General features: G+C 56.7%; 24 protein-coding genes and 2 tRNA genes. 15 read left to right on the top strand and 11 right to left on the bottom strand.

Going from position 1 to position 22,295, the window contains the following annotated elements; all coding sequences use genetic code 11:
• The first annotated feature begins 73 nt into the window (after positions 1–73).
• Complete coding sequence (locus tag QE408_RS14250) at positions 74–736, top strand: glutathione S-transferase family protein (RefSeq protein ID WP_306932160.1); 663 nt, start codon at positions 74–76, stop codon at positions 734–736.
• 36 nt (positions 737–772) lie between these two features.
• Here the strand turns inward: QE408_RS14250 and QE408_RS14245 are convergent, their stop codons facing one another.
• The 3 genes from QE408_RS14245 to QE408_RS14235 form a co-directional block, all read right to left on the bottom strand.
• Positions 773–1,129, bottom strand: coding sequence for a cupin domain-containing protein (locus tag QE408_RS14245; RefSeq protein WP_306932158.1), 357 nt, complete (start codon positions 1,127–1,129; stop codon positions 773–775).
• Between the two features lie 48 nt (positions 1,130–1,177).
• Positions 1,178–2,461, bottom strand: coding sequence for an O-acetylhomoserine aminocarboxypropyltransferase (locus tag QE408_RS14240; protein WP_306932156.1), 1,284 nt, complete (start codon positions 2,459–2,461; stop codon positions 1,178–1,180).
• Positions 2,462–2,544: 83 nt separating this feature from the next.
• On the bottom strand, positions 2,545–2,979 hold the full coding sequence (locus QE408_RS14235) for a CoA-binding protein (RefSeq protein ID WP_306932154.1): 435 nt from the start codon (positions 2,977–2,979) through the stop codon (positions 2,545–2,547).
• A 704-nt stretch (positions 2,980–3,683) separates the two neighbouring features.
• Between QE408_RS14235 and QE408_RS14230 the strand changes: the two genes are divergently transcribed.
• The 3 genes from QE408_RS14230 to rpsI all read left to right on the top strand — a co-directional run bounded on the left by QE408_RS14230 (position 3,684) and on the right by rpsI (position 5,706).
• On the top strand, positions 3,684–4,520 hold the full coding sequence (locus QE408_RS14230; RefSeq protein WP_306932152.1) for a DMT family transporter: 837 nt from the start codon (positions 3,684–3,686) through the stop codon (positions 4,518–4,520).
• Between the two features lie 251 nt (positions 4,521–4,771).
• Positions 4,772–5,236: a 50S ribosomal protein L13 gene (gene rplM, locus QE408_RS14225; RefSeq protein WP_062425555.1), complete on the top strand. Its 465-nt coding sequence runs from the start codon at positions 4,772–4,774 to the stop codon at positions 5,234–5,236.
• A gap of 2 nt (positions 5,237–5,238) precedes the next feature.
• A complete protein-coding gene (gene rpsI / locus QE408_RS14220) occupies positions 5,239–5,706 on the top strand; it encodes a 30S ribosomal protein S9 (RefSeq protein WP_051795849.1) in 468 nt (155 codons plus the stop codon).
• 138 nt (positions 5,707–5,844) lie between these two features.
• Here the strand turns inward: rpsI and QE408_RS14215 are convergent, their stop codons facing one another.
• Positions 5,845–7,800 carry an acyltransferase family protein gene (locus tag QE408_RS14215; RefSeq protein WP_306932147.1) on the bottom strand — a complete coding sequence of 652 codons (1,956 nt, stop codon included), beginning with the start codon at positions 7,798–7,800 and terminating at the stop codon, positions 5,845–5,847.
• Positions 7,801–8,076: 276 nt separating this feature from the next.
• Here QE408_RS14215 and speB point away from each other — a divergent pair, with 276 nt between their 5' ends.
• The 3 genes from speB (at position 8,077) to QE408_RS14200 (ending at position 10,903) form a co-directional block, all read left to right on the top strand.
• A complete protein-coding gene (speB, locus tag QE408_RS14210; protein WP_306932145.1) occupies positions 8,077–9,030 on the top strand; it encodes an agmatinase in 954 nt (317 codons plus the stop codon).
• A gap of 71 nt (positions 9,031–9,101) precedes the next feature.
• Positions 9,102–10,028, top strand: coding sequence for an N-acetyl-gamma-glutamyl-phosphate reductase (gene argC / locus QE408_RS14205; RefSeq protein WP_306932144.1), 927 nt, complete (start codon positions 9,102–9,104; stop codon positions 10,026–10,028).
• Entirely contained in the window at positions 10,025–10,903 is an 879-nt protein-coding gene (locus tag QE408_RS14200; protein WP_306932142.1) for an aminoglycoside phosphotransferase family protein, read from the top strand. Before argC ends, QE408_RS14200 begins: the two co-directional genes overlap by 4 nt.
• On the opposite strand, the gene QE408_RS14195 is transcribed toward QE408_RS14200, so the two are convergent.
• Complete coding sequence (locus tag QE408_RS14195) at positions 10,893–12,011, bottom strand: COX15/CtaA family protein (RefSeq protein WP_306932140.1); 1,119 nt, start codon at positions 12,009–12,011, stop codon at positions 10,893–10,895. The genes QE408_RS14200 and QE408_RS14195 overlap by 11 nt on opposite strands.
• 173 nt (positions 12,012–12,184) lie before the next feature.
• Between QE408_RS14195 and QE408_RS14190 the strand changes: the two genes are divergently transcribed.
• Positions 12,185–12,397, top strand: a complete 213-nt coding sequence (locus tag QE408_RS14190; RefSeq protein ID WP_306932138.1) for a DUF2842 domain-containing protein — start codon at positions 12,185–12,187, stop codon at positions 12,395–12,397.
• A gap of 31 nt (positions 12,398–12,428) precedes the next feature.
• On the opposite strand, the gene QE408_RS14185 is transcribed toward QE408_RS14190, so the two are convergent.
• The gene (locus QE408_RS14185; protein WP_306932136.1) at positions 12,429–13,073 is read right to left on the bottom strand and encodes a hypothetical protein; all 645 of its coding nucleotides are present in this window, start codon (positions 13,071–13,073) and stop codon (positions 12,429–12,431) included.
• A 217-nt stretch (positions 13,074–13,290) separates the two neighbouring features.
• Here QE408_RS14185 and QE408_RS14180 point away from each other — a divergent pair, with 217 nt between their 5' ends.
• From QE408_RS14180 to QE408_RS14170, 3 genes are all read left to right on the top strand, one after another.
• Positions 13,291–13,863 (top strand): polysaccharide biosynthesis/export family protein, encoded by a 573-nt coding sequence (locus QE408_RS14180; protein ID WP_306932134.1) that lies wholly within the window; start codon positions 13,291–13,293, stop codon positions 13,861–13,863.
• Positions 13,864–14,150: 287 nt separating this feature from the next.
• Entirely contained in the window at positions 14,151–15,698 is a 1,548-nt protein-coding gene (locus QE408_RS14175) for an undecaprenyl-phosphate glucose phosphotransferase (RefSeq protein ID WP_306932133.1), read from the top strand.
• Between the two features lie 92 nt (positions 15,699–15,790).
• Entirely contained in the window at positions 15,791–15,940 is a 150-nt protein-coding gene (locus tag QE408_RS14170) for a hypothetical protein (RefSeq protein WP_111847855.1), read from the top strand.
• Between the two features lie 382 nt (positions 15,941–16,322).
• Here the strand turns inward: QE408_RS14170 and QE408_RS14165 are convergent.
• The 4 genes from QE408_RS14165 to QE408_RS14150 all read right to left on the bottom strand — a co-directional run bounded on the left by QE408_RS14165 (position 16,323) and on the right by QE408_RS14150 (position 19,738).
• Positions 16,323–16,399 (bottom strand) — tRNA-Pro (locus QE408_RS14165).
• 107 nt (positions 16,400–16,506) lie between these two features.
• Entirely contained in the window at positions 16,507–17,892 is a 1,386-nt protein-coding gene (locus QE408_RS14160; RefSeq protein WP_306932130.1) for a glycoside hydrolase family 28 protein, read from the bottom strand.
• A 597-nt stretch (positions 17,893–18,489) separates the two neighbouring features.
• The gene (locus QE408_RS14155) at positions 18,490–19,017 is read right to left on the bottom strand and encodes a dual specificity protein phosphatase family protein (RefSeq protein ID WP_306934807.1); all 528 of its coding nucleotides are present in this window, start codon (positions 19,015–19,017) and stop codon (positions 18,490–18,492) included.
• Between the two features lie 133 nt (positions 19,018–19,150).
• The gene (locus tag QE408_RS14150) at positions 19,151–19,738 is read right to left on the bottom strand and encodes a YqaA family protein (protein ID WP_306932128.1); all 588 of its coding nucleotides are present in this window, start codon (positions 19,736–19,738) and stop codon (positions 19,151–19,153) included.
• 541 nt (positions 19,739–20,279) lie between these two features.
• Between QE408_RS14150 and QE408_RS14145 the strand changes: the two genes are divergently transcribed.
• Positions 20,280–20,927: an exopolysaccharide biosynthesis protein gene (locus QE408_RS14145; RefSeq protein WP_306932126.1), complete on the top strand. Its 648-nt coding sequence runs from the start codon at positions 20,280–20,282 to the stop codon at positions 20,925–20,927.
• Here the strand turns inward: QE408_RS14145 and QE408_RS14140 are convergent.
• Complete coding sequence (locus tag QE408_RS14140) at positions 20,914–21,207, bottom strand: hypothetical protein (RefSeq protein WP_306932124.1); 294 nt, start codon at positions 21,205–21,207, stop codon at positions 20,914–20,916. The genes QE408_RS14145 and QE408_RS14140 overlap by 14 nt on opposite strands.
• A gap of 176 nt (positions 21,208–21,383) precedes the next feature.
• Between QE408_RS14140 and QE408_RS14135 the strand changes: the two genes are divergently transcribed.
• From QE408_RS14135 to QE408_RS14125, 3 genes are all read left to right on the top strand, one after another.
• Positions 21,384–21,458, top strand: a tRNA-Asn gene (locus tag QE408_RS14135).
• A 175-nt stretch (positions 21,459–21,633) separates the two neighbouring features.
• Positions 21,634–21,963, top strand: coding sequence for an XRE family transcriptional regulator (locus QE408_RS14130; RefSeq protein ID WP_306932122.1), 330 nt, complete (start codon positions 21,634–21,636; stop codon positions 21,961–21,963).
• Between the two features lies 1 nt (position 21,964).
• Complete coding sequence (locus QE408_RS14125; RefSeq protein WP_306932121.1) at positions 21,965–22,225, top strand: hypothetical protein; 261 nt, start codon at positions 21,965–21,967, stop codon at positions 22,223–22,225.
• The last annotated feature ends 70 nt before the right edge of the window (positions 22,226–22,295 follow it).

Here is a 22,295-nt window from a genome sequence, read left to right as displayed (position 1 = left end):
GATCTGACAGGTATGGAAGCGCAATCTCTCGTCATCGCGAAATCGCGAGATTAATCAGCACGGGAGACGACAGATGACGACAAACCACGAAATCACACTCTTCTATTCACCGCAGACACGTGCCACCGGCGCCCGCATCTTGCTGGAAGAGTTGAACGTGCCTTATGAGCTGCACGTCCTGAACATGAAGGCAGGCGAACAAAGACGGCCGGAATATTTGACCATCAACCCGCTCGGCAAGGTGCCGGCGGTGCGCGCCGGCGATACGCTGATCACAGAACAGGGTGCGATTTATCTCTACCTCGCAGACCTTTTCCCGCAGGCCGGTATTGCCCCGGCCCTGACTGACCCGGATCGTGGCGCCTACGTCCGTTGGCTGTTCATCTATGGCAGCTGCTTTGAGCCAGCCATCTATGACCGCTACATGAAATACACACCGGGCTCTCTGAATGAAACGCCTTATGCGAGTTACGACTTGCTGATCGACATGCTGGAAGCGCAGCTGGAGAAGGAACCCTATCTGCTTGGCGAACGATTCACGGCTGCCGATCTTCTGTGGGGGATAGCGCTTACCTGGACGACGATGTTCGGCCTTGTGGAAGCCCGCCCAGCTTTTCAGCGCTACATGGGTCGCATCGGCGCTCGTCGGAGCGTGCAGACAGTAAACGCGGAGGACGCCACAATGGCCACAGAGCATGAAGCCGCCGCCGCCGCGCTCAGCAAGTCGATCTCGTAACGAGCAAGGGAGACGATGCTTGTGGCCGTGGCTAATCTATAGCCGGACCACATAATCCTTTCGCGTCGTCTCCACGACTTCCCAAGTGCCTTTGAAGCCAGGACGGATAATCTGCCGATCGCCCGCTTTCAGATGAACAGGTTGTCCTCCGTCTTCCGTCAAAATCGAGTGGCCCTCGAGAATATTGAAGTACTCCCATTCGTCATATTCCACCCGCCACTTGCCGGGTGTCGCCTGCCAGATGCCTGCATAGATGCCACCCTCGGCCTCCTCCAGGTTCCAACTGGTGAATTTCGGATCACCCGCAATCAGCCGGTCTGGCGCCGGAGCACCCTCCTCCGGCTGGATGTTGGAAAGATCGCCGTCCGGCTGGAAATTGAGTGTGAGGGCCATCGGCGATCTTATCCTTTCAGATTGTTGCTTCTCAGCTACTTTGACTCGTCAGATTTTTGCCAGCGACTGCTCCAGATCGGCGATGATGTCCTTCACATCCTCGATGCCGATAGAGAGACGCACCACGTCTGGACCGGCACCTGCGGCAACCTGCTGCTCGGGCGTCAGCTGAGCATGCGTGGTGGATGCAGGATGGATGACGAGAGAGCGGGTGTCGCCGATATTGGCAAGATGCGAGAAGAGCTGCAATCCTTCCACCAGCGATTTCCCCGCTTGGTAGCCACCTTTCACGCCGAAGGTGAAGACGGACCCAGCCCCTTTTGGCGAGTAGCGTTGTTGCAAAGCGTGATTATCGCTCTCTTCCAGCCCGGCATAATGCACCCAACCGATCTTCGAATGTGCCTTCAGCCATCTGGCAACCGCAAGCGCATTGTCGGAATGGCGCTGGACGCGCAGCGGCAGCGTTTCGATGCCGGTGAGGATCAAAAAGGCATTGAAGGGAGAAATCGAAGGGCCAAGATCGCGAAGCCCAAGAACGCGTGTGGCAATGGCAAAGGCGAAGTTGCCGAAGGTCTGGTGCAGGACGACGCCCGAATATTCCGGGCGTGGTTGCGACAGGGCCGGAAACTTGTCCGACGCGGACCAGTCGAACGTGCCACCATCGACGATGATGCCACCCATGGAATTGCCATGGCCGCCGAGAAACTTCGTCAGCGAATGAACGACGATATCGGCACCGTGTTCGATCGGCCGGATGAGGTATGGGCTCGCCATCGTATTGTCGACGATCAGCGGTAAGCCATGCTTATGCGCTACCTCTGCAATGGCCGCGATATCGACAAATGTGCCGCCCGGATTGGCGAGGCTTTCGATGAAGATTGCCTTCGTCCGCTCGTCGATCTGGGCTTCGAAGTTCGCAGGATCGGCGGCATCCGCCCAGCGCACCTGCCAGCCGAAGTTCTGGAAGGAGTGGCCGAACTGGTTGATCGAGCCGCCATAAAGCTGGCGGGCGGCCACGAAGTTGTCTCCGGATTGCAGAAGCGTGTGAAAGACCAGCAACTGTGCTGCGTGACCCGACGCCACGGCGAGCGCCGCGGTTCCGCCCTCAAGGGCGGCAACGCGCTCCTCCAGAACCGCCTGCGTTGGGTTCATGATGCGTGTGTAAATATTGCCGAATTCCTTCAGCCCGAAAAGCGCTGCCGCATGGTCGGAATCACGGAACGCGTAAGCGGTCGTCTGGTAGATCGGCGTGGCGCGCGCACCAGTGGTCGGGTCTGGCTGCGCACCGGCGTGAATGGCAAGGGTGGAAAAGCCCGGCGTATGGTCTGACATGGTGTCCCTCCGACTGTTTTTTTTAAACGAGCACAGAGGATCATATCGCTTCGAGGGCGAATGATAAGTGCGACTTATCCTAACTATCGTTCGATATTGAGACGAGGATGCTCAATGGCCGGGCAGCGATCCATGATCACTTCCACGCCGTAATGCTCCCCCTTTGCCGCCGCGTCATGATCTTTCACGCCCAGTTGCGCCCAGACAACCTTCGGGCGCGGCGACATGTGGATCACCTCTTCCATGACGCTGGACAGATATTCCGATGCGCGAAAAACATCGACCATGTCTACCGGCTCAGGAATATCGGCAAGCTTGGCATAGACCTTTTGCCCAAGGATGTCCTTACCCTCCTGGCCCGGATTGACCGGGAAAACCTTGTAACCCTTCGAAAGAAGAAACGACATGACGCCGTGGCTGGGGCGTGCGGAATTCGGCGAAGCGCCGACCAGCGCGATGGTTTTCGTATCAGTCAAAATGCGACGGATGTCCTCATCGGCGTAATTGTCATGATCCATGATTGTCGTCCTCCTTTTAGCGGCTGATCCAGCCATAACTCGAATTGTAATGGACAAAAGGGTCAATTCCTGGCCGCAAAAAAGGATGCGTAAATTTGCATCACCCAATGCCCTTTTAAGCGGCAACAAAGTAAATGCCTGATCGTACCGCCTTTGTTCGAACTTCGTTCACCATCACTTTAGTAACTACTTATAGTTACATTGGCAATTTACGTCGTGTTTATAACAAATCCTAATCTGAAACGTTTGCGCTTCAACAAAAGTAGGATTTTTAGGAAAATCGGCATTTTCTCGCGAGGATATCTAGCGCGATAAACATCCACAGATTGCAATTATTGAGGTCTCCTACGTCGGCGGAGATTGATCAAAATCAGATCACTGCAATTCGTATCGCGCAATAGATAAGGACGATGGGATGTTCCGTCTCTCCCCGCACTTGGCTTCAATCGGCACCACCGGTGCGTGATGATCATAGCGCTGTGGACGATACAGCAAGCTGTCTTCCTGACGCATGTCCTGGCCGCCGCCCCTCGACACTTTTGCGTGACATGCCCTTTCCCTTCGCATGTCATGATCGCAAAACCGCTGCACACTTTTGCGTGACATGACCCTTCCCTTCGCATGTCATGATCGCAAAACCGCTGCACACTTTTGCGTGACATGCTTTAGACTTGCATTTTATCCAGCCGCTTTGTGAGTCGCTCGTGTCCCTTAATGTCCTGCTGCTCGTTCTTCTGGGCGCCCTGCTGCATGCCTCGTGGAACGCCCTTGTCAAATCCGGATCGGATAAAGCGCTGGATGCGTCGTTGATTGCTGCGGGTGCAGCCATCTGTTGTGTTCCCTTCCTGCCGTTCCTACCCCTTCCCGGGCTTGTCGCCCTGCCCTTTCTTTTCGCGTCAGCCTTCCTGCAGTTCGCCTATTTCCGGCTGGTCGCAGCAGCCTACACTGTCGGCGATATTGGCCTCGTCTACCCCGTCATGCGCGGCGTTGCACCGTTGATCGTGGCCGCGAGCAGCAGCCTGTTTCTCGATGAAAGGCTGAGTACCGCGGCCTTCGCAGGTATCGCTGTCATTTCGGGGGGAATCCTAACCCTCGCATTCGAAGCACGCCGTGGCGGTCGACAGGCCATCCTGCTGGCGCTCGCCAATGCCGTGGTCATCGCAGGCTATACTTTTGTGGATGGTGTTGGTGCGCGCACGTCTGGCAACGCCATTTCCTATACGCTGTGGATGTCCCTCCTCCCGCCCGTCCTCCTCTTCTCCTATGCCTTCTATCAACGCGGTTATCTCCCGGTCGTACAGCATGTGAAGCGCCATTGGTGGCGGGGGCTTGCCGGTGGCGGCGGTTCGATCTTGTCCTACGGACTTGCGCTGTGGGCCATGACACAGGCGCCGGTGGCGGTCGTCGCTGCACTGCGTGAAACCTCCATTCTCTTCGCCATCCTGATCTCGGTTTTCCTGCTGAAAGAGAAGGCCAGCATCTGGCGCTACGTCGCCGGCGGCATCATCGCAGCGGGCGTTCTCATCATGCGGTTAGGCTGAGACCGGCATGATTTTATGTGGTATTATAAAACCACATTGATAACTATATGATTTTCTTATTGTATTTTTGGGGCTTGCGTTTTCGCGCCTGTTGACGGTTTGGAGCGCACCGCTTATAAGCGCGCCAGACTGAATTCTCATGGAATACATGTCTTCCGGCACGCGCAAATGCGGCCAAAATCAAGCAACAAGAAACGCCCGCATCTGATCTGGCAACAGCTGGATGACGGGTCCAAAAGAAAGTGAAAAGAATGTCTACTTTCGTTCAGAAGCCCGCTGAGGTGGAGAAGAAGTGGGTCATCATCGACGCCGAAGGCCTCGTTGTTGGTCGTCTCGCCACCCTCGTTGCTACCCGCCTGCGCGGCAAGCACAAGGCAACCTACACCCCCCACGTCGATGACGGCGACAATGTCATCATCATCAATGCGGAAAAGGTTGTCTTCACCGGCAAGAAGTATTCCGACAAGAAGTACTACTGGCACACCGGTTACCCGGGTGGCATCAAGGAGCGTACGGCTCGCCAGATCATCGAAGGTCGCTTCCCGGAGCGCGTCGTTGAAAAGGCCGTCGAGCGCATGATCCCGCGTGGTCCGCTCGGTCGTCGCCAGATGAAGAACCTTCGCGTTTACGCTGGTTCGAACCACCCGCACGAAGCACAGCAGCCTGTCGCTCTCGACGTTGCATCGCTGAACAAGAAGAACGTAAGGAGCGCCTGATAATGGCCGATCTTTCCTCCCTGAAAGACCTCGCCCCGGCATCGGAAGCTTCGGCTCCCGTACACGTCCGCAAGGTTGACACTCTCGGTCGCTCCTACGCGACCGGCAAGCGCAAGAACGCCGTAGCCCGCGTATGGGTCAAGGCTGGTTCCGGCAAGATCATCATCAACGGCCGTGACTTCACTGCCTACTTCGCACGTCCGGTTCTGCAGATGATCCTGCAGCAGCCGATCGTTGCAGCAGCACGCACAGGTCAGTTCGACATCATTGCAACTGTTGCCGGTGGTGGTCTCTCGGGTCAGGCCGGTGCCGTTCGTCACGGCCTGTCCAAGGCTCTCACCTACTTCGAACCGGGCCTGCGCTCCGTTCTGAAGAAGGGTGGCTTCCTGACCCGCGACAGCCGCGTTGTTGAACGTAAGAAGTACGGTAAGGCCAAGGCTCGCCGTAGCTTCCAGTTCTCCAAGCGCTAATCGCTTCTGGAATACACAATATCGAAAAGGCGGGGCCTCGGCTCCGCCTTTTTCTATTGGGATTGATCCCTTAGCAGTGATGAGACTGCGAACCGAAGTGTCGTATCGCAGAACCGCTTCACAGTTTACCAGACATGCTCAGTTGAGCGGCAAGGGTATGGATCCCGTTATTCCGTCAGCACCGAAAAGCTCATCCGCAACCGCGGCGGCAATTCGTTCGGCCCCGGCCCTGGTATAGTGCCCGCGATCGGCAATATAGGCAACGCCCTCCAAGCCGAAGTAGCATCCTCCCTTTGACGTAGGATCGCAGAAAAGTTGCTCCGGCAGCACCTTGCTGACGTCCTCAGGCAGACCTGAATTCAGGACCTGATAGGCGCGACTGGTATTCACCTCAAGATCTGCTTTCGAAAGCTCAAAGCTCGGCGCAGGATCGCCTTGCAGCATACGCAGGGCCATTACGTCCACCAGCGGCTTTTCGAAGCGCGGGCCCGGATAAATGACCACGACTTGTTTGCCGGTCGCCTCCAGCCGCTGAACCGTCTCACGAAGATTGTCCGAAACGGCTTGAAGCGGGATCGCCTCATTTGGGTATTCTACGCTGTCGATCTGCATGTAAGGCGCAGCCAGGAAACTGCTCCAGGAGGCCGACAGAATAACAGTTTCGACATTGCTGGCAGCAAGATAATCCAATGCGCGCCTGTTGAATTCCTCGCAATTGGCAGCACCCTCGTCTCTTGCGACGGAGACCCCAAGGATCGGTGCGCAGAAGCCATGGGTGAGTTGTACCAGACCGATGTTCCGGCGCTTGAATTCCTCCTGCAAGGCCGGAGAAATCGACGCTCCGATGGAATCGCCCCAGACCGCAATCGTCCGGCCGCTGCTAATATTGAACATGCATTCCATACTGGGAAGCGCCGGAAGCCCGTCTTCCTTCTGGAAGAGACAGTTGTCGTTCCATGTGGTGCGCCCGACAAACTCCCTTACATTGCTCGGAAGCCTGGATGGCAGCCCCTCTTTCACGTCGCCCCAAGCGCCAAAACCAACCAGCCCGACAGCAAGTGCGCAAGCCGTCCAAGCAATTTTGGCAAAGCGAACGCGGTGCCCGCGACATGGCTGTTCGACGAAGTACCAGCTCAAAGCCGAGAGCAGCAGAACGAGACCGATTAATCCGCACATGACGATCGTCGATGGCGGTTCGGGGCTGCGGATGCGCCAGAGAGCAAAGACGGGTTGATGCCAGAGATAGGCACTGAAACTGATCCGACCAAGCCAAACCAAGGGGGAAAAGGCAAGGATGCGTCCAACAATGCTGGTCTGCGAGGCAAAGAGGAGAACAAGAGCTGTGCCGCCGGTCGGGAGCAGAGCCACCAGCGAGGGAATGTTGAGCGAAGAGTCGAACAGAAAGATCGACAGAATCACCAGCAGCAGCCCAGCCGCCGCGATAACATCGCTTGTCCGCCGGTCTTTGCCAAAGACATGGAATGCACAGACGGAGCCGAGGAGAATTTCCCAAACGCGTGTTGGCAACAGATAGTAATTGGCGACAGGAAAAAAGCGCGCACCGGCTTCGCTCAACAACAGGCTGCCTAGCGCGAGAGCGAGGACGACCGAGAAGATCGTCCTGACCTTCAGCCGGAACAGAAAGAGCAGCGGAAAAAGCAGGTAGAACTGCTCCTCAAGACCGAGGCTCCATGTGTGGATCAGCGGGACTTCTGCCGTCTCTGGAGAAAAGTAGCCGGTATTTCGCAGGAAGTAGATGTTGGAAAGCGAGAGCGTTGCCGCCATCAGGCTCTTGGAAAACTGCTCATAGGCGTCCGGCAGCAGCCACATCCACGCAAAGGGTATAGTACAGAGCAGGACGAAGAAGAGTGCAGGAAGAATGCGGCGCACCCGGCGCGCATAGAAACGACCTATCGAAAAACGCCCTTCCGCATATTCGTGCAGGATTACCTTGGTGATCAGATAGCCGCTGATGACGAAGAAGATATCAACACCGATATAGCCGCCATCAAAGGCGGCAAATCCGGCATGGGCAAAAATGACGGCCAGTAATCCCAGGGCGCGCAAACCGTCAATTTCGGGTCGATAGTTCATAAAAACCACATGTAACGTTGCTTATAGCTAGGCTTCCAAACCCGGCTGCCACAGAGCCATGCGCAGTTCCGATCATCCCCGGCGCGCCGGGATGATCGGCCAATATGCATGGCTGTACTGGAAATGCCGGAGACGGAAGGACCCGAACACCACGGCCAAGCTGCCAGATATACTTTCCGATTTATTCTTTACGAGGTGTTTACCACGAGGCCACCTTATCCCGAACAGTTTAATGCGATATTGACTATTCTCGAGATTTTCACGGAAAGATGAGCAATGGCTAAAAAGACGATCGATCACGCCTTCACTGCACCGTCTCTTACCTCGGCGGCCAGCGATCCGACACATGCGGGCGTGCTCTCCTTCATGCGTCGTCGATATAGCAAGAACCTGGAAGACGCTTCGACCGTGGTCTGGGGCGTTCCCTTCGATGCGGCCACATCCAATCGCCCTGGCGCTCGTTTCGGGCCTCAGGCGATCCGTCGCGCCTCGGCCATTTTCGACAACGATCCACAGTATCCGTTTGGCCGCGATCTTTTCGAGACCATGCCGACGATCGACTACGGCGATTGCTTGCTCGACTACGGCAATCATTGGCAGACGCCGGAGACCATCGAACAGGAGGCGCGCAAGATCATCGCCGACAGCGATTATCTCCTGACGCTCGGTGGCGATCACTTCATCACTTGGCCACTTCTGAAAGCGCATGTGGCGAAACACGGTCCTTTGGCGCTGGTGCAGTTCGATGCACATCAAGACACGTGGTTCGATGATGGTAAGCGCATCGATCATGGCTCCTTCGTCGTGCGCGCCGTGCGTGATGGGCTGATCGATCCGGATCGTTCGATCCAGATCGGCATTCGCACGCATGCGCCGGAAGATTGCGGCATCAAGATCCTTTATGGCTACGAGGTCGAAGAGATGCGCGCCAGCGACATCGCCTCGCTGATCGTCAAGCATACGGGCGGTCTCCCGGCCTATCTGACTTTCGATATCGATTGCCTCGATCCGGCCTTTGCGCCCGGCACCGGCACACCCGTGGCTGGTGGACCATCGAGCGCGAAAATTCTTTCTGTCCTGCGCGGCCTTGGAGAGCTCGACATTCGCGGTTCCGATGTGGTGGAGGTGGCGCCTGCCTATGACCACGCGGACATCACCGCCATTGCCGGGGCAACGGTTGCGATGTATATGCTGGGGCTGCGCGCCGAGCGGCTTGCGATATCAACCTGATATGCATCCCGCGGGCTAACAAATCGAGTCTGAAAACTCCGACAACATATTGAAAATGTAAGGTCAAGGACATGGCAGCGAAAATCTTCATCGATGGCGAACACGGCACTACGGGCTTGCAGATCCGCACGCGCCTGGCCGACCGCCGCGATATCGAGCTGCTGTCCATTCCCGAAGCCGAGCGCCGTAACGCGTCCATGCGCGAGGATATGCTCAACAGCGCCGATATCTCGATCCTCTGCCTGCCGGATGATGCGTCCAAGGAAGCTGTTTCCATGGTTTCCGGCAACAACAAGGTTCGGATCATCGATACCTCGACCGCTTTCCGTATCCACCCGGACTGGGCCTATGGCTTTGCCGAAATGGATAGGGATCAGGCTGAGAAGGTGCGCTCTGCCCGCTTCGTTGCCAATCCCGGCTGCTACCCTACCGGCGCCATCGGCCTCATCCGTCCCTTGCGTGCCGCAGGCATCCTGCTGGACGGCTATCCCGTCAGCGTCAACGCTGTTTCGGGCTATACCGGCGGCGGCAAGCAGATGATCGCGCAGATGGAAGATCAAAGCCGCGAGGATGCGATCAGCGCCAACAACTTCCTCTACGGTCTGACCCTGAAGCACAAGCACGTGCCGGAAATGAAGAACCACGGGCTTCTGGATCGCGCTCCGCTCTTTTCGCCATCGGTCGGTCGCTTCCCGCAGGGCATGATCGTTCAGGTTCCGCTGTTTGCCGCCCAACTCAAGGATGGTACGACTGTGGAAACGGTTCACGCCGCCCTTACCCAGCATTATGCCGGGCAGGACATCGTCAAGGTCGTGCCTTTGGAGGAGAGCAAGTCGGTCGCGCGTATCGATGCAGAAGAGCTCGCCAATCAGGATATTATGAAGCTCTACGTCTTCGGCAATGCAGAGCACATCAACCTCGTCGCGGTTCTCGATAATCTCGGCAAGGGTGCATCGGGTGCGGCTGTTCAGAACATGGAACTGATGCTGTCTGCATGAGCGAGAGCGTCGTCACGTCCGATATTCCGGATGAGATCAAAAGGCGGTGGAGCATTTCCTCCGCCTTTTTTCTTGCCGATACAGCGAGCAGCATCGTCCACCGTGTGACGTTGACGGATGGTGGGTCGTCAGCGATCTTGAAGCGATTGAAGCCGCGGGGAATGGGCGAGCGTCCCGGCATGACCTTCCTGGAGTGGCGGCAGGGCCAAGGTGCTGTGCGCCTTTTGCAGAAAAACGATACGGAATGCCTGCTGGAGGACGCGGGTGATCTGACACTTCGCACTTACCGTCTTGAGCATGGAGAGGACGCCACGAATGCGATCATCTGCGAGGTTCTCCAAAAGCTCCACGCGCCGACGGCAGGATCTCCCGGTGGGCTCACAACGTTGGACCAGCATTTCCGCTCTCTCTTTGTCCGCGCCGAGACGGAAAGCCATGAACGCCTGCGCGAGCCTCTGCGGTATAGTGCCGAGATAATTCGGGAACTGCTCGCTCGTCAGGAGACTGTAAAACCGCTTCATGGAGACCTGCATCACGACAACATCGTGACGGGCGGACCACGCGGTTGGCTGGCAATCGATCCCCAGGGGCTTGTCGGTGATCCAGCCTATGAGGTCGCGAATATCTTCGGCAATCCGCTGAATGCGCTGCCGGACATCCTCGATCCGCAACGGATCAAAAGGCTCTGTGAGGTTTTTTCAGAAACGCTCAACTGCTCGAAAGAAAAAATCCTGCGCTACGCCATTGCCCATGCGGGAGTATCGATCTGCTGGTCCCTTGAGGATGGTGATGTGCTGGATGAGAATAAGAACGCTTTGGAGCGCCTCGCCTTTCTCACCGTTGCGCGCGGCTTACTGAGCGATCTCAGTCCCTGACTTCTATCGTCACCGGCGTAGGATACTCCCCGATGAAGCCACGCCAGTGGGCGATGGCGAAACCAAGGACGATCAGCGCCATGCCCTGATGGGCGAGCGCCACATGGATATCCACATGGGTGAGAAGCGTGGTGATGCCGAGGCTCGCCTGCACACAGACCAGGACAAAGAACAGCACGGAACGCCTCGCATGTGGTGTGTTCGGTAGCCTGCGGCAGAGGCTCAACATGTGCCAGAGCGTGGCGGCAAAGAGCGTGTAGGCACCCATTCGGTGGACGAATTGCACCGTCTTCGGGTTCTCAAAAAGGTTGATCCACCAGGGTTGCTGGATGAAAAGATCGCCCGGAATCAGAGAGCCGTCCATCAGCGGCCAAGTGTTGTAGGAGAGGCCGGCATTGAGGCCGGCGACCAGCGCGCCGAGATAGATCTGGAAAAGACAGAGCACCGCCAGGAGGGCAGCAAATCCCCTGCCCTCGCGCTCGTGCGACGCTTCTGGAGAATGAAAGGAAAGGCCGCGCAATATCCACATGCAGCCCGCGAAGATCAAGCAGGCAATCGTCAAGTGGGTCGCGAGCCGGTATTGAGACACATCGGTACGATTGACGAGGCCGGATGAGACCATCCACCAACCGACGAAACCCTGAAAACCGCCAAGCGCCAGAAGGCCGACGAGCGGCAGGCGCAGTCGCTTCTCGATCCGCCCTGTCAGCCAGAAATAGGCAAGCGGCAGGGCAAAAATCAGTCCGATGGTCCGCGCCAACAGACGATGCGCCCATTCCCACCAGAAGATGGTCTTGAACTCGTCCAGCGACATGCCGCGGTTGATCTCTTGATATTGCGGGATGCGCTTGTAAAGCTGGAATTCCTCTTCCCACTCGGCAACGGTCAAGGGCGGGATGGCGCCGTGGATGGGCTTCCATTCCGTGATCGACAGACCCGATTCGGTCAGACGGGTGGCACCCCCCACGAGTACCAGACAGAACAGCGTGAAGAGCACGACACGCAGCCAGATCCGCAAGAGCCTTCGGTTGCTTTCCTGCGCCTGCAAAGCGGTTTTCACCCGTTTTTCGACAGAGGCATCCGCCCTCGCCACCGTATCGGATCGCATTCTTGACACTCCACAATTCCTAACATTGGTTTGCCTTAACCGGATGGGCAAAACAAGGGGTTGGCCTTTGCGGCATCGGGTCGCGGTCATGCTGCTCGTGAAAACGATTCCGTTTTCAAGCAGCGCTGCTATACAGGGGTCTTACGAGTCAGCGACGGACGAGACATCCAGCCATGCATCCCCGCCTCAGATCATTCATCGGCACCATCGTCATCATTATGCTGGTCGTGACATACGCGGTTGTTGCGACGGCCTTCGCTTCCGCAACGCTTGCCAATTCTCCCTGGTGGATTCACCTCGGCTACTTTGTGCTGTCCGGCCTGCTGTGGGTTTTGCCGGCAATGTTGATCATCAAATGGATGGCTGGCCCGAAACGGCAGAAATAGGCGCTTGCGCTGACGAGCAGATCTTTCAGGCCTAAGCTGTGCGACCCGAGACGCTTCTCGCTGCCAATACCATCGGAATGATCTGACTGTGACCGCTTGCGCGGAACGATGTCTCCGCTTCGCGGAGGACAACAGGGTCGGCATCGGGAACAGAAAGAACGATATCCGCATCGATATATTTGAGGATGCGGGAAATCTCGGTTGGATCGGCTGCGCCGAACTCAAGCAGCACGGTGTCGTAACTTCCCGACAATGCCCCAAGTACCATCAGAAGCCGGTCGAGGACACCACTGACGCGGTGTCCTGAGCCCACGCCCTGCGGGACGATATGCGCGGTGGAGAGCCGGTCGCGATGGATGGTCTCGCCGAAGGCTGCATCGCCCGTTAACAGGTCCATAATACCCGGCAGCGTTTCGTCCGTTACCATCAGCCGCGACGGCGCACCTGTCGCCGTCATGTCCACAAGCACCACGGATCGCGCCAGTTCGGCGATCGCTCTTGCCAGCATAACGGTGGCCGTCGATCCATCGGTCCCACTGGGGGACGCGACGACGGCAATGGGCTTGGCACCTGGCATGACGAGAAGGTCAGCGACGTAAGCTATCGGAAGACCCGCCTCGGCAGATGGAGGATTAAGATCATCCTGGGGTTCGGTCGCATTGTCGTTCGCGTTCATGGCGTCTTCTTTTCCTCATCGCCGGCAGCTTCAGCAGTGCCGCCACCGTTCTTCCTTTCTAACCGTGCTGCAGTAACACAAGCGTTAAACCCTACGCACCACGAGGGCATCGCGATGCGCTTAAGCGAAATTCCTCCAAAAAAAGTTTTCTTTACCGGGAATTAACCATGACGAACGGATAACTGGGGTCAAGAAATGTCCCGGAGCCTGATTGCGAATGAATTTCGCCATCCCACGTTTGATATCGGCTTTTGCCCTTGCTGCCACAATGACGCTTGGTGGTTGCGCTGCGTATCAACCGGCGCCCTCGGCCATCAATGCAGCCGCCTTGCAGCCCTATCGCCTGGATAGCGGCGACAGGTTGCGCGTCACCGTTTTCGACCAAACCGGCCTCACAAACACCTACACTGTCGACCAAGCGGGTTACATCGCCTTTCCTCTCGTTGGACAAATCCCCGCACGCGGCAGAACAGCCAAGCAAGTCGAAGCAGCGCTCGCAGCGCAGCTTCGCAAAGGCTATCTGCGCAATCCAGACGTCAGCATCGAGGTCGATCGCTATCGCCCGGTCTTCGTCATGGGTGAAGTGGGCAGACCCGGACAGTACTCCTACGTACCGGGCATGACGATACAAAACGCCATAGCCGTTGCGGGTGGCTTCACGTCACGCGCAAATCAGCGCGATGTCGATGTGACGCGCAAGCTCAATGCCGATGTCAATACCGGACGCGTGCTGATCTCAGCACCCGTCCTGGCCGGCGACACCATCTATGTGCGGGAACGTTTCTTTTGACGACATTGCGTCACAGCGCTCTCTGGCTTCATCATAGCTAAAGCCAGAATTTCAAGTTCAGCGGCAAAAGCAGCGGGCGCCGATCGGGCAGCCTCAAGCTTCTGTCCATAGTTGCGGGTAAACTGGTATTGCGTATCCCGCCCCCATTACTGCTGCAGCAGCCTGACAATTCCTTTGGGCGCTGCAGTCAAACCGAGTGCGCAAAGCGATTTTCATGTGGAAATCGTCAACGCTTCTTTTATTATCTGTAGCTTATCCATATCTCGTAATGATGGTGGGATAAGTCCATGGGCGATCAAGAAAGAGACGGACGCAACTCCGATCTCGATGTCGTGCGGTTGCAACTCTATCAAAAGGCAGCACGTAAAGGAGACGGCGGTCAACCGACCCTCAATCCCTTCGCCCGACAGATCGCCAACCAACTTCGCGATACCAGCCACTCACCGAATATGGTCATCGGTCAGTTGCGCGTCTTCGAGTTCGTCGGCCTTTCCATCATCTCGATTGCCCTCAATGGCATGGAGATTTCCGGCAGTTGGAGCGCTCATTTGGCGCTCGTCGTCGCCTGTCTCTTCAACGCGGGTCTCACCGCCCTTCTGCTTCAGCTCACCGATACCTACCAGCTTCCCTCGCTGCGTCGCCCTCTGGCGATGGCGGCGCGCATCGTGGGTTCATTTCTCACCGCATGTGGCGTGACAGCCGGAGCAATGCAAATGCTGCTAAGCGAGGAGGGGTACTCCTGGGCTGGCTTTGCTTGGTGGGTTGCGGCGGGGTCGGTCTTTCTTCTTCTGGAAAGATCGATCGTCGGTCTCGTCATTCGTCACTGGGGCCGCAACGGTGTGATGGAGCGCCGAGCCGTCATCGTTGGTGGCGGCCAGGCGGCAAGAGACTTGATACGCTCTCTGGAGCAACACGATAACGACATCCGGATATGCGGCATCTTCGACGATCGCACAGGTGCCCGCTCACCAGAGATCGTCGCTGGCTATCCGAAGCTTGGCACCTTTGCCGAACTGGTCGAGTTCGCCCGCATGACGAAGCTCGACATGCTGATCATCGCACTTCCCACCAGTGCGGAAGCGCGCATCATGGAGCTTCTTCGAACGCTCTGGGTGCTGCCTGTCGATATCCGCATCGCGGCCCATGCCAACAAATTGCGTTTCCGGCCCCGCTCCTATTCGCGCGATGGCAGCGTGCCGATGCTCGACGTGGTGGACAAGCCCATCCGGGATTGGGACGGCGTGGCGAAACGGGTGTTCGATATCCTGTTCAGTGTCATCGCCCTTCTCCTGCTCTGGCCCGTGATGATCGGGGCCGCGATCGCCGTCAAAACGACCTCCAAAGGTCCGGTGTTCTTCAAGCAGAAACGCCACGGTTTCAACAACGAGACGATTAATGTCTGGAAGTTTCGCTCGATGTATACGGAGATGAGCGACCCGAGTGCTGTGAAGGCGGTAACCAAGAATGATCCGCGCGTCACGCCGGTCGGTCGTTTCTTGCGCAAGTCCTCGCTGGACGAATTGCCTCAGCTCTTCAACGTGCTGGCGGGAGGTCTATCCCTCGTCGGCCCCAGACCCCATGCCGTCCATGCGCAGACGGGCGACTTGAAATATACCGAAGTCGTGGAACACTACTTCGCCCGCCACAAGGTCAAGCCGGGCGTTACCGGATGGGCGCAGATCAACGGTTGGCGCGGCGAGATCGACAATAGCGACAAGATCAAGCAACGCACCGCGTTCGATCTCTACTATATTGAAAACTGGTCTCTTTGGCTCGACCTCAAGATTCTCTTCCTGACGCCGATCCGTTTGCTAAAATCGGAAAACGCCTATTGATGGACCTGTAACCGATTACCACCTCCCCGTGGAACCAGGCAGGATTTTCCGCGTTGATCCGCCGTACATCTTCATTTTCAGGGGAAATCCGAATGACGCGGTCTAACAATCTCTACTTCATCATTGGCGCGCTGGTCGTACTCGTCGCCGCTCTTGGTATCTATGTGTGGCACGAAGAGTCGAAGCCTAAGGGTATCGAAATGAACATCGGACCAAACGGCGTGTCCGTGCAGGAGAACTGATCGTCTTCGGGAGGGGCGCAGCACACTGTCCTGCTGCGCTACCTCGCGCATATCGGCACCTCAAATACGAGACGCCTGTCCTGTCAGGCTAAGCCGACGAAAGACAGGACCATGCCAACGACGACAACCAGACCGACGATATAGATAATGCTGTTCATCTTTCTCTCCATCTCTTGCAAAGCACGCCCAGCGACGCCTCGCCTTTTTACGATAGAGTAACACGCCGTCCCGCTTGAGCGTTCCATTAGAAAATTCAAAAATGAGCGCTTGAGAGGCAGCTGCGTGAGAATAATCAGCTGCGCCGTCTCCATGCGAAGATCGTCAAATGGCTGATGCCAAGGCTTTTCTCAGAAATATCGAGGCTTGGGGAGAACCTCAAAAATGGTCGGAGCGACAGGACTTGAACCTGCGACCCCTTGACCCCCAGTCAAGTGCGCTACCGGGCTGCGCTACGCTCCGACACAAGAGACGCGTTTATATAGAAGGCGTCTCGCACGCAACCCTAAAAATCAAGTCCGCAGGACAAAACACCGAAAATCATTGTTTGCTGTAGGGAGACCGGCGGGTCAGTTCGCTGATGGAAAATCCAGCCAGCGTCCCGCGCAATTGGGTGGAGCTGCTTTGTCCGATGGAGCCGAAGGCTGGGGAACAGACGACACCTCTACGGGTGGCGCAGGTGTGATGCCGCCCGGGCCAACAGATAGGGTGGCGTTCTCGATCTGCCAGCTTACGTTCGGATCGAAACGCACACCGTCAAACGTCGCTGAGATCGGATGGGCGGCATCATAGCCGCGGAGGACCAGCGTCCCTGTCTCGCCCGTTACACTGCGCAGCAGAATGTCACGGTAAACCGGGATGTCAGAGCCATGGGCCTGTTTGTCGTAACGGGTATCAAAGTCGATGGGGTTACGATTTCCGCGCAGGCACACATTCTCATATTGGATGGCGCTGACGAGCCCGCCCCGACTGATATCGCTCTTGATACGCAATCCGGACGTCGCCCCGTCGATGGTGACGTTTTGGACGAGTATGTCACTCACACCCGATTCGGTCTCACTGCCGATCGAAAGGCCATGACCCCAATAGAGGTGACTGTCGAGAATCGAGACGTAACGGGTCGGAGCGCTTCCGCCCTTGATGGCGATGTTGTCGTCCCCGCCACGGATGAAGCTGTGAGCGATGGTCACGTCCTGCGAACCGGCAGGATCGATGCCATCCGTGTTGCGCGCGTCCGCAGGTGTGTCGATCCGCACGCCCCAGAGTGTGGCGCCCTTCACACCGTTCAGCATGATGTGGAAGTTTGGCGCATTTTTCAACGTCACGCGGTAGAAAACGATGTCGGCGCCGTCATCAACCTGGATTAGCCGTGGATTGTTCTGTTTGCCTCCTTGGCTTTGGGCGCGGCGCGCAAGTTGCCACCAGGTCTCGTTGCTGCCGGCCATAAGCGCGCCACCCTGACCGTCGATAAGGCCATCACCGACCAAAGCTGCGCCTTGCGTTTTTTCAAACAGAATGAAGGGGCGACAGCCCTGCCCTTTCGTATCGATCGTTCCGCACGTCCCGTTGCCTCGGTCATAGGCGTGAGGATCAGCGACTGCGGCCAGCACCACGCCTCGGTCGAGCCAGAGGGTGACGCCGGAACGAATGGTCAGCGGGCCGCTGACGAATCGACCGCCAGCGGTGCCAGCCGACAGCTTGACCGCCTGACCTGCGGGGCATGCATCGATTGCCGCCTGAAGCCCCTGCGTGTCCCACGCCTGTTGCGCGGATGCGCTTTGCGCGGCTGGCTGAGGTGAGAGCGTGGCGCAGAGCTGGGTGGGTAAGGTCGGTTCCGATACCGTGCGGCGATCGCCGGCCGCCGCCGCATAAGCCGGCGAGGTCACTACAACGGCCAGCCCAACAACAAGGCAATAGGCAGTGAAACACAAGGCGGGCATCTGATACTTGGTCATAGGCGAATCCTGTTTGGCAAGCACCCCGGGTTGAGGATCGTTGCGTCACAACACGTCGCATATTTTTATGATTGGATGTCAAACCTGCAAGTCTAACCCGGCATTCCGAGAGAGATTATTTGGTAGAATAGTCCCTCTCGGCTGACAAAAGTGCTGCGGCGAAATGCGGGCGCCTATCAGTGGCTGAGGCGCCAGATGAAGGCCGATACGGGCTAGAGCGTTTCCTTGTTAAATAGAAACGTTCTGCCGGAGCAGGTTTTCGTCAGGGCAAAGGCGATTGGCGAAGGGCATACCCAAAGGTACGGTCGAGCCGATCGCCTTTGAGCCTGGCGGAAAGATGCCCGGCCCTTCGGGTTGGTTGAAACGGGCCACCTGCTTGCCCGGACGGCTTGGCCGTATGCTTTGGCTACGGCACGCGCCCTCCGGACAATCAGTCGATTCCGTTTGAACCAACAGAACTGTTTCTATTTAACAAGGAAACGCTCTAACACCTCTCCAGAACAAAGACGTGAGGTCCCGACCTGAAAATGCGGGAAAGCTAAAAGTGAAAGTTATGTGAGCGACCAGGCGCAGCAACGACACTATTGATTGCCGTGCCTACATCCGCGCTAAACTGTTTTCGATCCGCTCCCAGCTCTCATCCATGGGATAGGCTGCGGAGACAACCGGCACACTCAGGTGACCATAGCGGATGGACAACTGCTTCTCTGCAGTCTCAGGATCGACCCCTGCAATCTTGCCCAGATAGAGGGCGGAGGCGAGGCCTGTACGGTCGGATCCGGATCGACAGTGAATGAGGATCGGTTTTGGTGACGAACGCATGATCTCGACCAGGGCTTCCGCCTTGTCCATCGAGAGCGCTTCACGCGCCGACATGGCGAAATCAACGTGATGGACGCCGAGGGCCTTGGACTCCGAGACCTCATCCTTGTACCAGGTGGATCCGTCGTTCTCGCCGCGCAGATTGATGACGGTCTTGATGCTGTGTTGCTTCACATAAAGTGCCAACTGCTCGGCGCTTGGCTGGTTTGATCGATAGAGTTCGCCGGCCAGCACCTCATGGAAGTTTCCGGAGAGTTGGAGGAAGCCCAGATAGCCGAAGAAGCTTAGCAGTAGTACCGCCACGGCGCCCATCAGGGTGATCAGTTTTTTGCGCATGATATCCATCTTCCGACTGCTATTGGCGGGAGGGATAGATGCTGAGGCTGACATCAAGATGAACGTTTCTCACCCGACAAACGGGCAAGTCGGCATCATGTCACCGAACGAAGATATAGACGGCATAAAGGGCTATCAAAGCGCTGGCGATGAGTGTCGCGATCATGCCGAGGCGCTTTTCGATGAAGTGCCGGATGCTTTCGCCGTAGCGCTGCAACAGACCCGCGAGGATGAAGAAGCGAGCGCCGCGCGTCACGACCGCCGTGATGATGAAGAGGCCGAGGCTGATATTCGCAGCACCGGATAGGATCGTCACCACCTTGATGGGTGGAAGGTGCGCGAGGCCTGACGTGATCAGCAAAAGCACGATTGTTTGATAATCAACCGAGGCCTTCAGCTGCTCGAACGCATCCAACTTGCCGTAAAACTCCAGCAGCGGACGGGCAACACTTTCAAAGGCGTAATGGCCAAGATACCATCCGGCAATTCCGCCAAGCACCGATGCGGCGGTCGCAACCGTTGCGTAAAACATCGCTTTGCGGGGCTTTGCCAGAACCATGGGCAGAAACAGGACATCCGCCGGAAGGAAAAAGATCGAGCTTTCGATAAAGGCAATGATCGCTAGCCACCAGACGGCGGTTTTGCGTGCTGCAAGGTTCATCGCCCAGGCATAAAGACCCTTCAGCATTTTTCGTCTCCGTTCAATCCTGCGAGTTTGGTACTGATCAGGCGCAGCCACGTCCCACTCTGACGCATCAGCTGGTTTTTGAAGCCGCCACTTGTGACCTGCCATACCGACCAAATGCATGGATGGCAAATGATGCGGCGCAACATTATGACGCTCGGTATACAAAAATGCTGCGGCGCGAAAGGTAAAATATCGGCATTTCATGAATACGCGCGCGACGTTTTGCTGCATCGCAGTCTGAATTGCTTTTATTCTGGCGTTTCCATTGATTCGGCGTAGAATGAAGATGCGAGGACATACTGAGGAGGAGACAGTTATGGACTACGTTAATTTCTTTACTTCGCTGAACCCGTTTATTCTCGGCATCTTGATGTTTGTTCTTTTATTGGGTGCCTACAGCAAGTGGGTTTCGCACTGACGATTTCGATCGCCCACGCCGTATCCATGCCAGTCACCGCACCTGCTTTGAGCATTTGCGGATAGTCACTTCTGGCCATGAATGATATCACTCCCGGAGTTCTAATTGATTTCGGGAGAAGGCATGACGCAGGACTTCGCGTTCAAGGATACGTCTGAAAATCTCAGTTCCGTTTTGCAAAAACTGATCAATCAGCTTGGCGGAAAGACGATCACTTTACGGGAATTGATGGAGGCTATCGGCGAACAGGGCCTCCTCCTGATGTGCGCCATTGCCTCCCTGCCCTTCCTCATTCCCGTTTCCATTCCAGGCGTCAGCACGGTATTTGGGGCCGCCATCATCATGATCAGCCTCGCCATCATTCTGAACCGGCTGCCGTGGTTGCCCAAACGCATTCTTGATCGGCAGATGGAGACGGCGCGCCTTGTGCCAGCGCTGCAAAAGGGCATCCACATCGTGTCGTGGCTGGACAGGTATATTCGCCCACGCCTACTTTCCCTGACAACCGGTGCGATCATGAACCGGGTGAACGGAATTGCCATTATGGTGTCCGGTCTGTTGCTGATGATGCCACTCGGCTTCATTCCCTTCTCGAATACCCTGCCGGGGATCGCCATCCTTTTATTCTCTGCAGGGATGATCCAGCGCGACGGGGCCACAGTGCTGGGTGGCTATCTGTTTCTTGCGCTGACGACGATTTACTTCGCAGCGTTGGCCTATGCGGCCGTGTGGGCGGGCCAGGGCCTCAGCAACTCGCTTACGGGCGCCTGAGGTCCTTTTCTCCTCCGCGGCGCGCCTGACGAGCGCGCTTACGATATTCCCACCAGATGGCCAACTGACGCCGTTTGCGGCGAACGATGCGTAAATCCTGAGATAGTACCAAAAGGCCGAGTGGGACCATCCAGAAGCCGAGGATCGGCAAGAAGCCGAGAAAGCCGCCAATAATGAGCAACGTACCGATCACAATGCGCCCAACACGCGAGCGCGGCATCGCTACGCTCCATTTGCCCATGTGAAGCCGCCCCGTTTTGGGGTGAATACCGAAATTCACGCCAGATCACCTCGGTTCAACAGGGTTGGGGAAACTTTTTTCAACATCGTCATGCCCGGAAACGTGGAGCCTTCAGTGGATAAAACAAGAGGAATGCATTTTTTTTGAAAAAAGCGCTTGGCAAATCGTCAAAGCGTTTGTATTACCCCGCTCACGCCACGCAAAGCGGCGCACGTTCCCTGGTAGCTCAGCGGTAGAGCATTCGACTGTTAATCGACAGGTCGCCGGTTCGAATCCGGCCCGGGGAGCCATTTTTACAATCGACCGCATTGTAAGCAAAATATCTCTCCAAAGATGCCGCTGAAAAATCTCTGACTATCCAACGTCTTGAGCCTACTCATCGTTGCGACGAGATCGCATATTCGATACGACGAATAAGGATCAAGGCAGACGCTTCGGTCACTTGTCGTCATGGAGGCTGCGGATATGTCGATCACCGCTTCGCAATGCAGAGCCGCGCGCGCCCTGCTCGACTGGGCACCGGAAAAGCTTGTCGAAGCAGCCGGTGTTGATCATGCTGCTTTAACGTCTTTTGAAAGTCGGGAAAGCGGCTCCGATCCTCAATTGGGCGACAGGTTCCGAGCAGCTTTGGAAAAGGCTGGGATTTCCTTCATCAACGACAATCAGACCTCTGCAGCCGGCGGTCCAGGTTTACGACTTTTGAAGTCACCCGGCGAATTCGATACCGACCAGTCTGAGACCGTCCAATATAAAGAACATCTGGCGCCCGATGCGCCGACCGGAGCTGGAGGCTGATATGGCCAAGAAAGACAAGCTGGAACATTCCGAGTTTTCAGGAGAGTTCGAAGACGACGGCATCACTGTGCTTGTGGATATCTTCCGGCCTGCTGGAACGCAGCAGGACTGGCAATTGGAGGTCATCTCCGAAGAGGATGACGTGACGACCTGGGACGAGCCCTTCGCCACAGACAAGGACGCCTGGGAGGAGTTTCTTGCTACGTGTGAGCGAGATGGCATCAGGAGCTTTCTTGGCGATGAGGAGCCAGCCGTCCACTAAGCCCCCTCACCGGCGGGTATCTCATCGCACATGAAAAAGGCGACCGCTGTAGCGATCGCCTTGAACTCTT

Origin of the sequence: Agrobacterium larrymoorei (genome assembly GCF_030819275.1) — a bacterium.
GTDB classification, from domain to species: Bacteria; Pseudomonadota; Alphaproteobacteria; order Rhizobiales; family Rhizobiaceae; genus Agrobacterium; species Agrobacterium larrymoorei_B.
This window is presented reverse-complemented; position numbering and strand designations above follow the sequence as displayed.

Excerpts from the sequence above, each read along its gene's own strand:
- QE408_RS14190 (WP_306932138.1), top strand. The coding sequence starts at position 12,185 with ATGCATCCCCGCCTCAGATCATTCATCGGCACCATCGTCATCATTATG.
- QE408_RS14195 (WP_306932140.1), bottom strand. The coding sequence starts at position 12,011 with ATGCGATCCGATACGGTGGCGAGGGCGGATGCCTCTGTCGAAAAACGG.
- speB (WP_306932145.1), top strand. The coding sequence starts at position 8,077 with ATGGCTAAAAAGACGATCGATCACGCCTTCACTGCACCGTCTCTTACC.
- QE408_RS14240 (WP_306932156.1), bottom strand. The coding sequence starts at position 2,461 with ATGTCAGACCATACGCCGGGCTTTTCCACCCTTGCCATTCACGCCGGT.
- QE408_RS14145 (WP_306932126.1), top strand. The coding sequence starts at position 20,280 with ATGACGCAGGACTTCGCGTTCAAGGATACGTCTGAAAATCTCAGTTCC.
- QE408_RS14235 (WP_306932154.1), bottom strand. The coding sequence starts at position 2,979 with ATGGATCATGACAATTACGCCGATGAGGACATCCGTCGCATTTTGACT.
- QE408_RS14185 (WP_306932136.1), bottom strand. The coding sequence starts at position 13,073 with ATGAACGCGAACGACAATGCGACCGAACCCCAGGATGATCTTAATCCT.
- QE408_RS14130 (WP_306932122.1), top strand. The coding sequence starts at position 21,634 with ATGTCGATCACCGCTTCGCAATGCAGAGCCGCGCGCGCCCTGCTCGAC.
- rplM (WP_062425555.1), top strand. The coding sequence starts at position 4,772 with ATGTCTACTTTCGTTCAGAAGCCCGCTGAGGTGGAGAAGAAGTGGGTC.
- QE408_RS14245 (WP_306932158.1), bottom strand. The coding sequence starts at position 1,129 with ATGGCCCTCACACTCAATTTCCAGCCGGACGGCGATCTTTCCAACATC.
- QE408_RS14180 (WP_306932134.1), top strand. The coding sequence starts at position 13,291 with ATGAATTTCGCCATCCCACGTTTGATATCGGCTTTTGCCCTTGCTGCC.
- QE408_RS14215 (WP_306932147.1), bottom strand. The coding sequence starts at position 7,800 with ATGAACTATCGACCCGAAATTGACGGTTTGCGCGCCCTGGGATTACTG.
- QE408_RS14200 (WP_306932142.1), top strand. The coding sequence starts at position 10,025 with ATGAGCGAGAGCGTCGTCACGTCCGATATTCCGGATGAGATCAAAAGG.
- rpsI (WP_051795849.1), top strand. The coding sequence starts at position 5,239 with ATGGCCGATCTTTCCTCCCTGAAAGACCTCGCCCCGGCATCGGAAGCT.
- argC (WP_306932144.1), top strand. The coding sequence starts at position 9,102 with ATGGCAGCGAAAATCTTCATCGATGGCGAACACGGCACTACGGGCTTG.
- QE408_RS14160 (WP_306932130.1), bottom strand. The coding sequence starts at position 17,892 with ATGACCAAGTATCAGATGCCCGCCTTGTGTTTCACTGCCTATTGCCTT.
- QE408_RS14150 (WP_306932128.1), bottom strand. The coding sequence starts at position 19,738 with ATGCTGAAGGGTCTTTATGCCTGGGCGATGAACCTTGCAGCACGCAAA.
- QE408_RS14125 (WP_306932121.1), top strand. The coding sequence starts at position 21,965 with ATGGCCAAGAAAGACAAGCTGGAACATTCCGAGTTTTCAGGAGAGTTC.
- QE408_RS14175 (WP_306932133.1), top strand. The coding sequence starts at position 14,151 with ATGGGCGATCAAGAAAGAGACGGACGCAACTCCGATCTCGATGTCGTG.
- QE408_RS14170 (WP_111847855.1), top strand. The coding sequence starts at position 15,791 with ATGACGCGGTCTAACAATCTCTACTTCATCATTGGCGCGCTGGTCGTA.
- QE408_RS14250 (WP_306932160.1), top strand. The coding sequence starts at position 74 with ATGACGACAAACCACGAAATCACACTCTTCTATTCACCGCAGACACGT.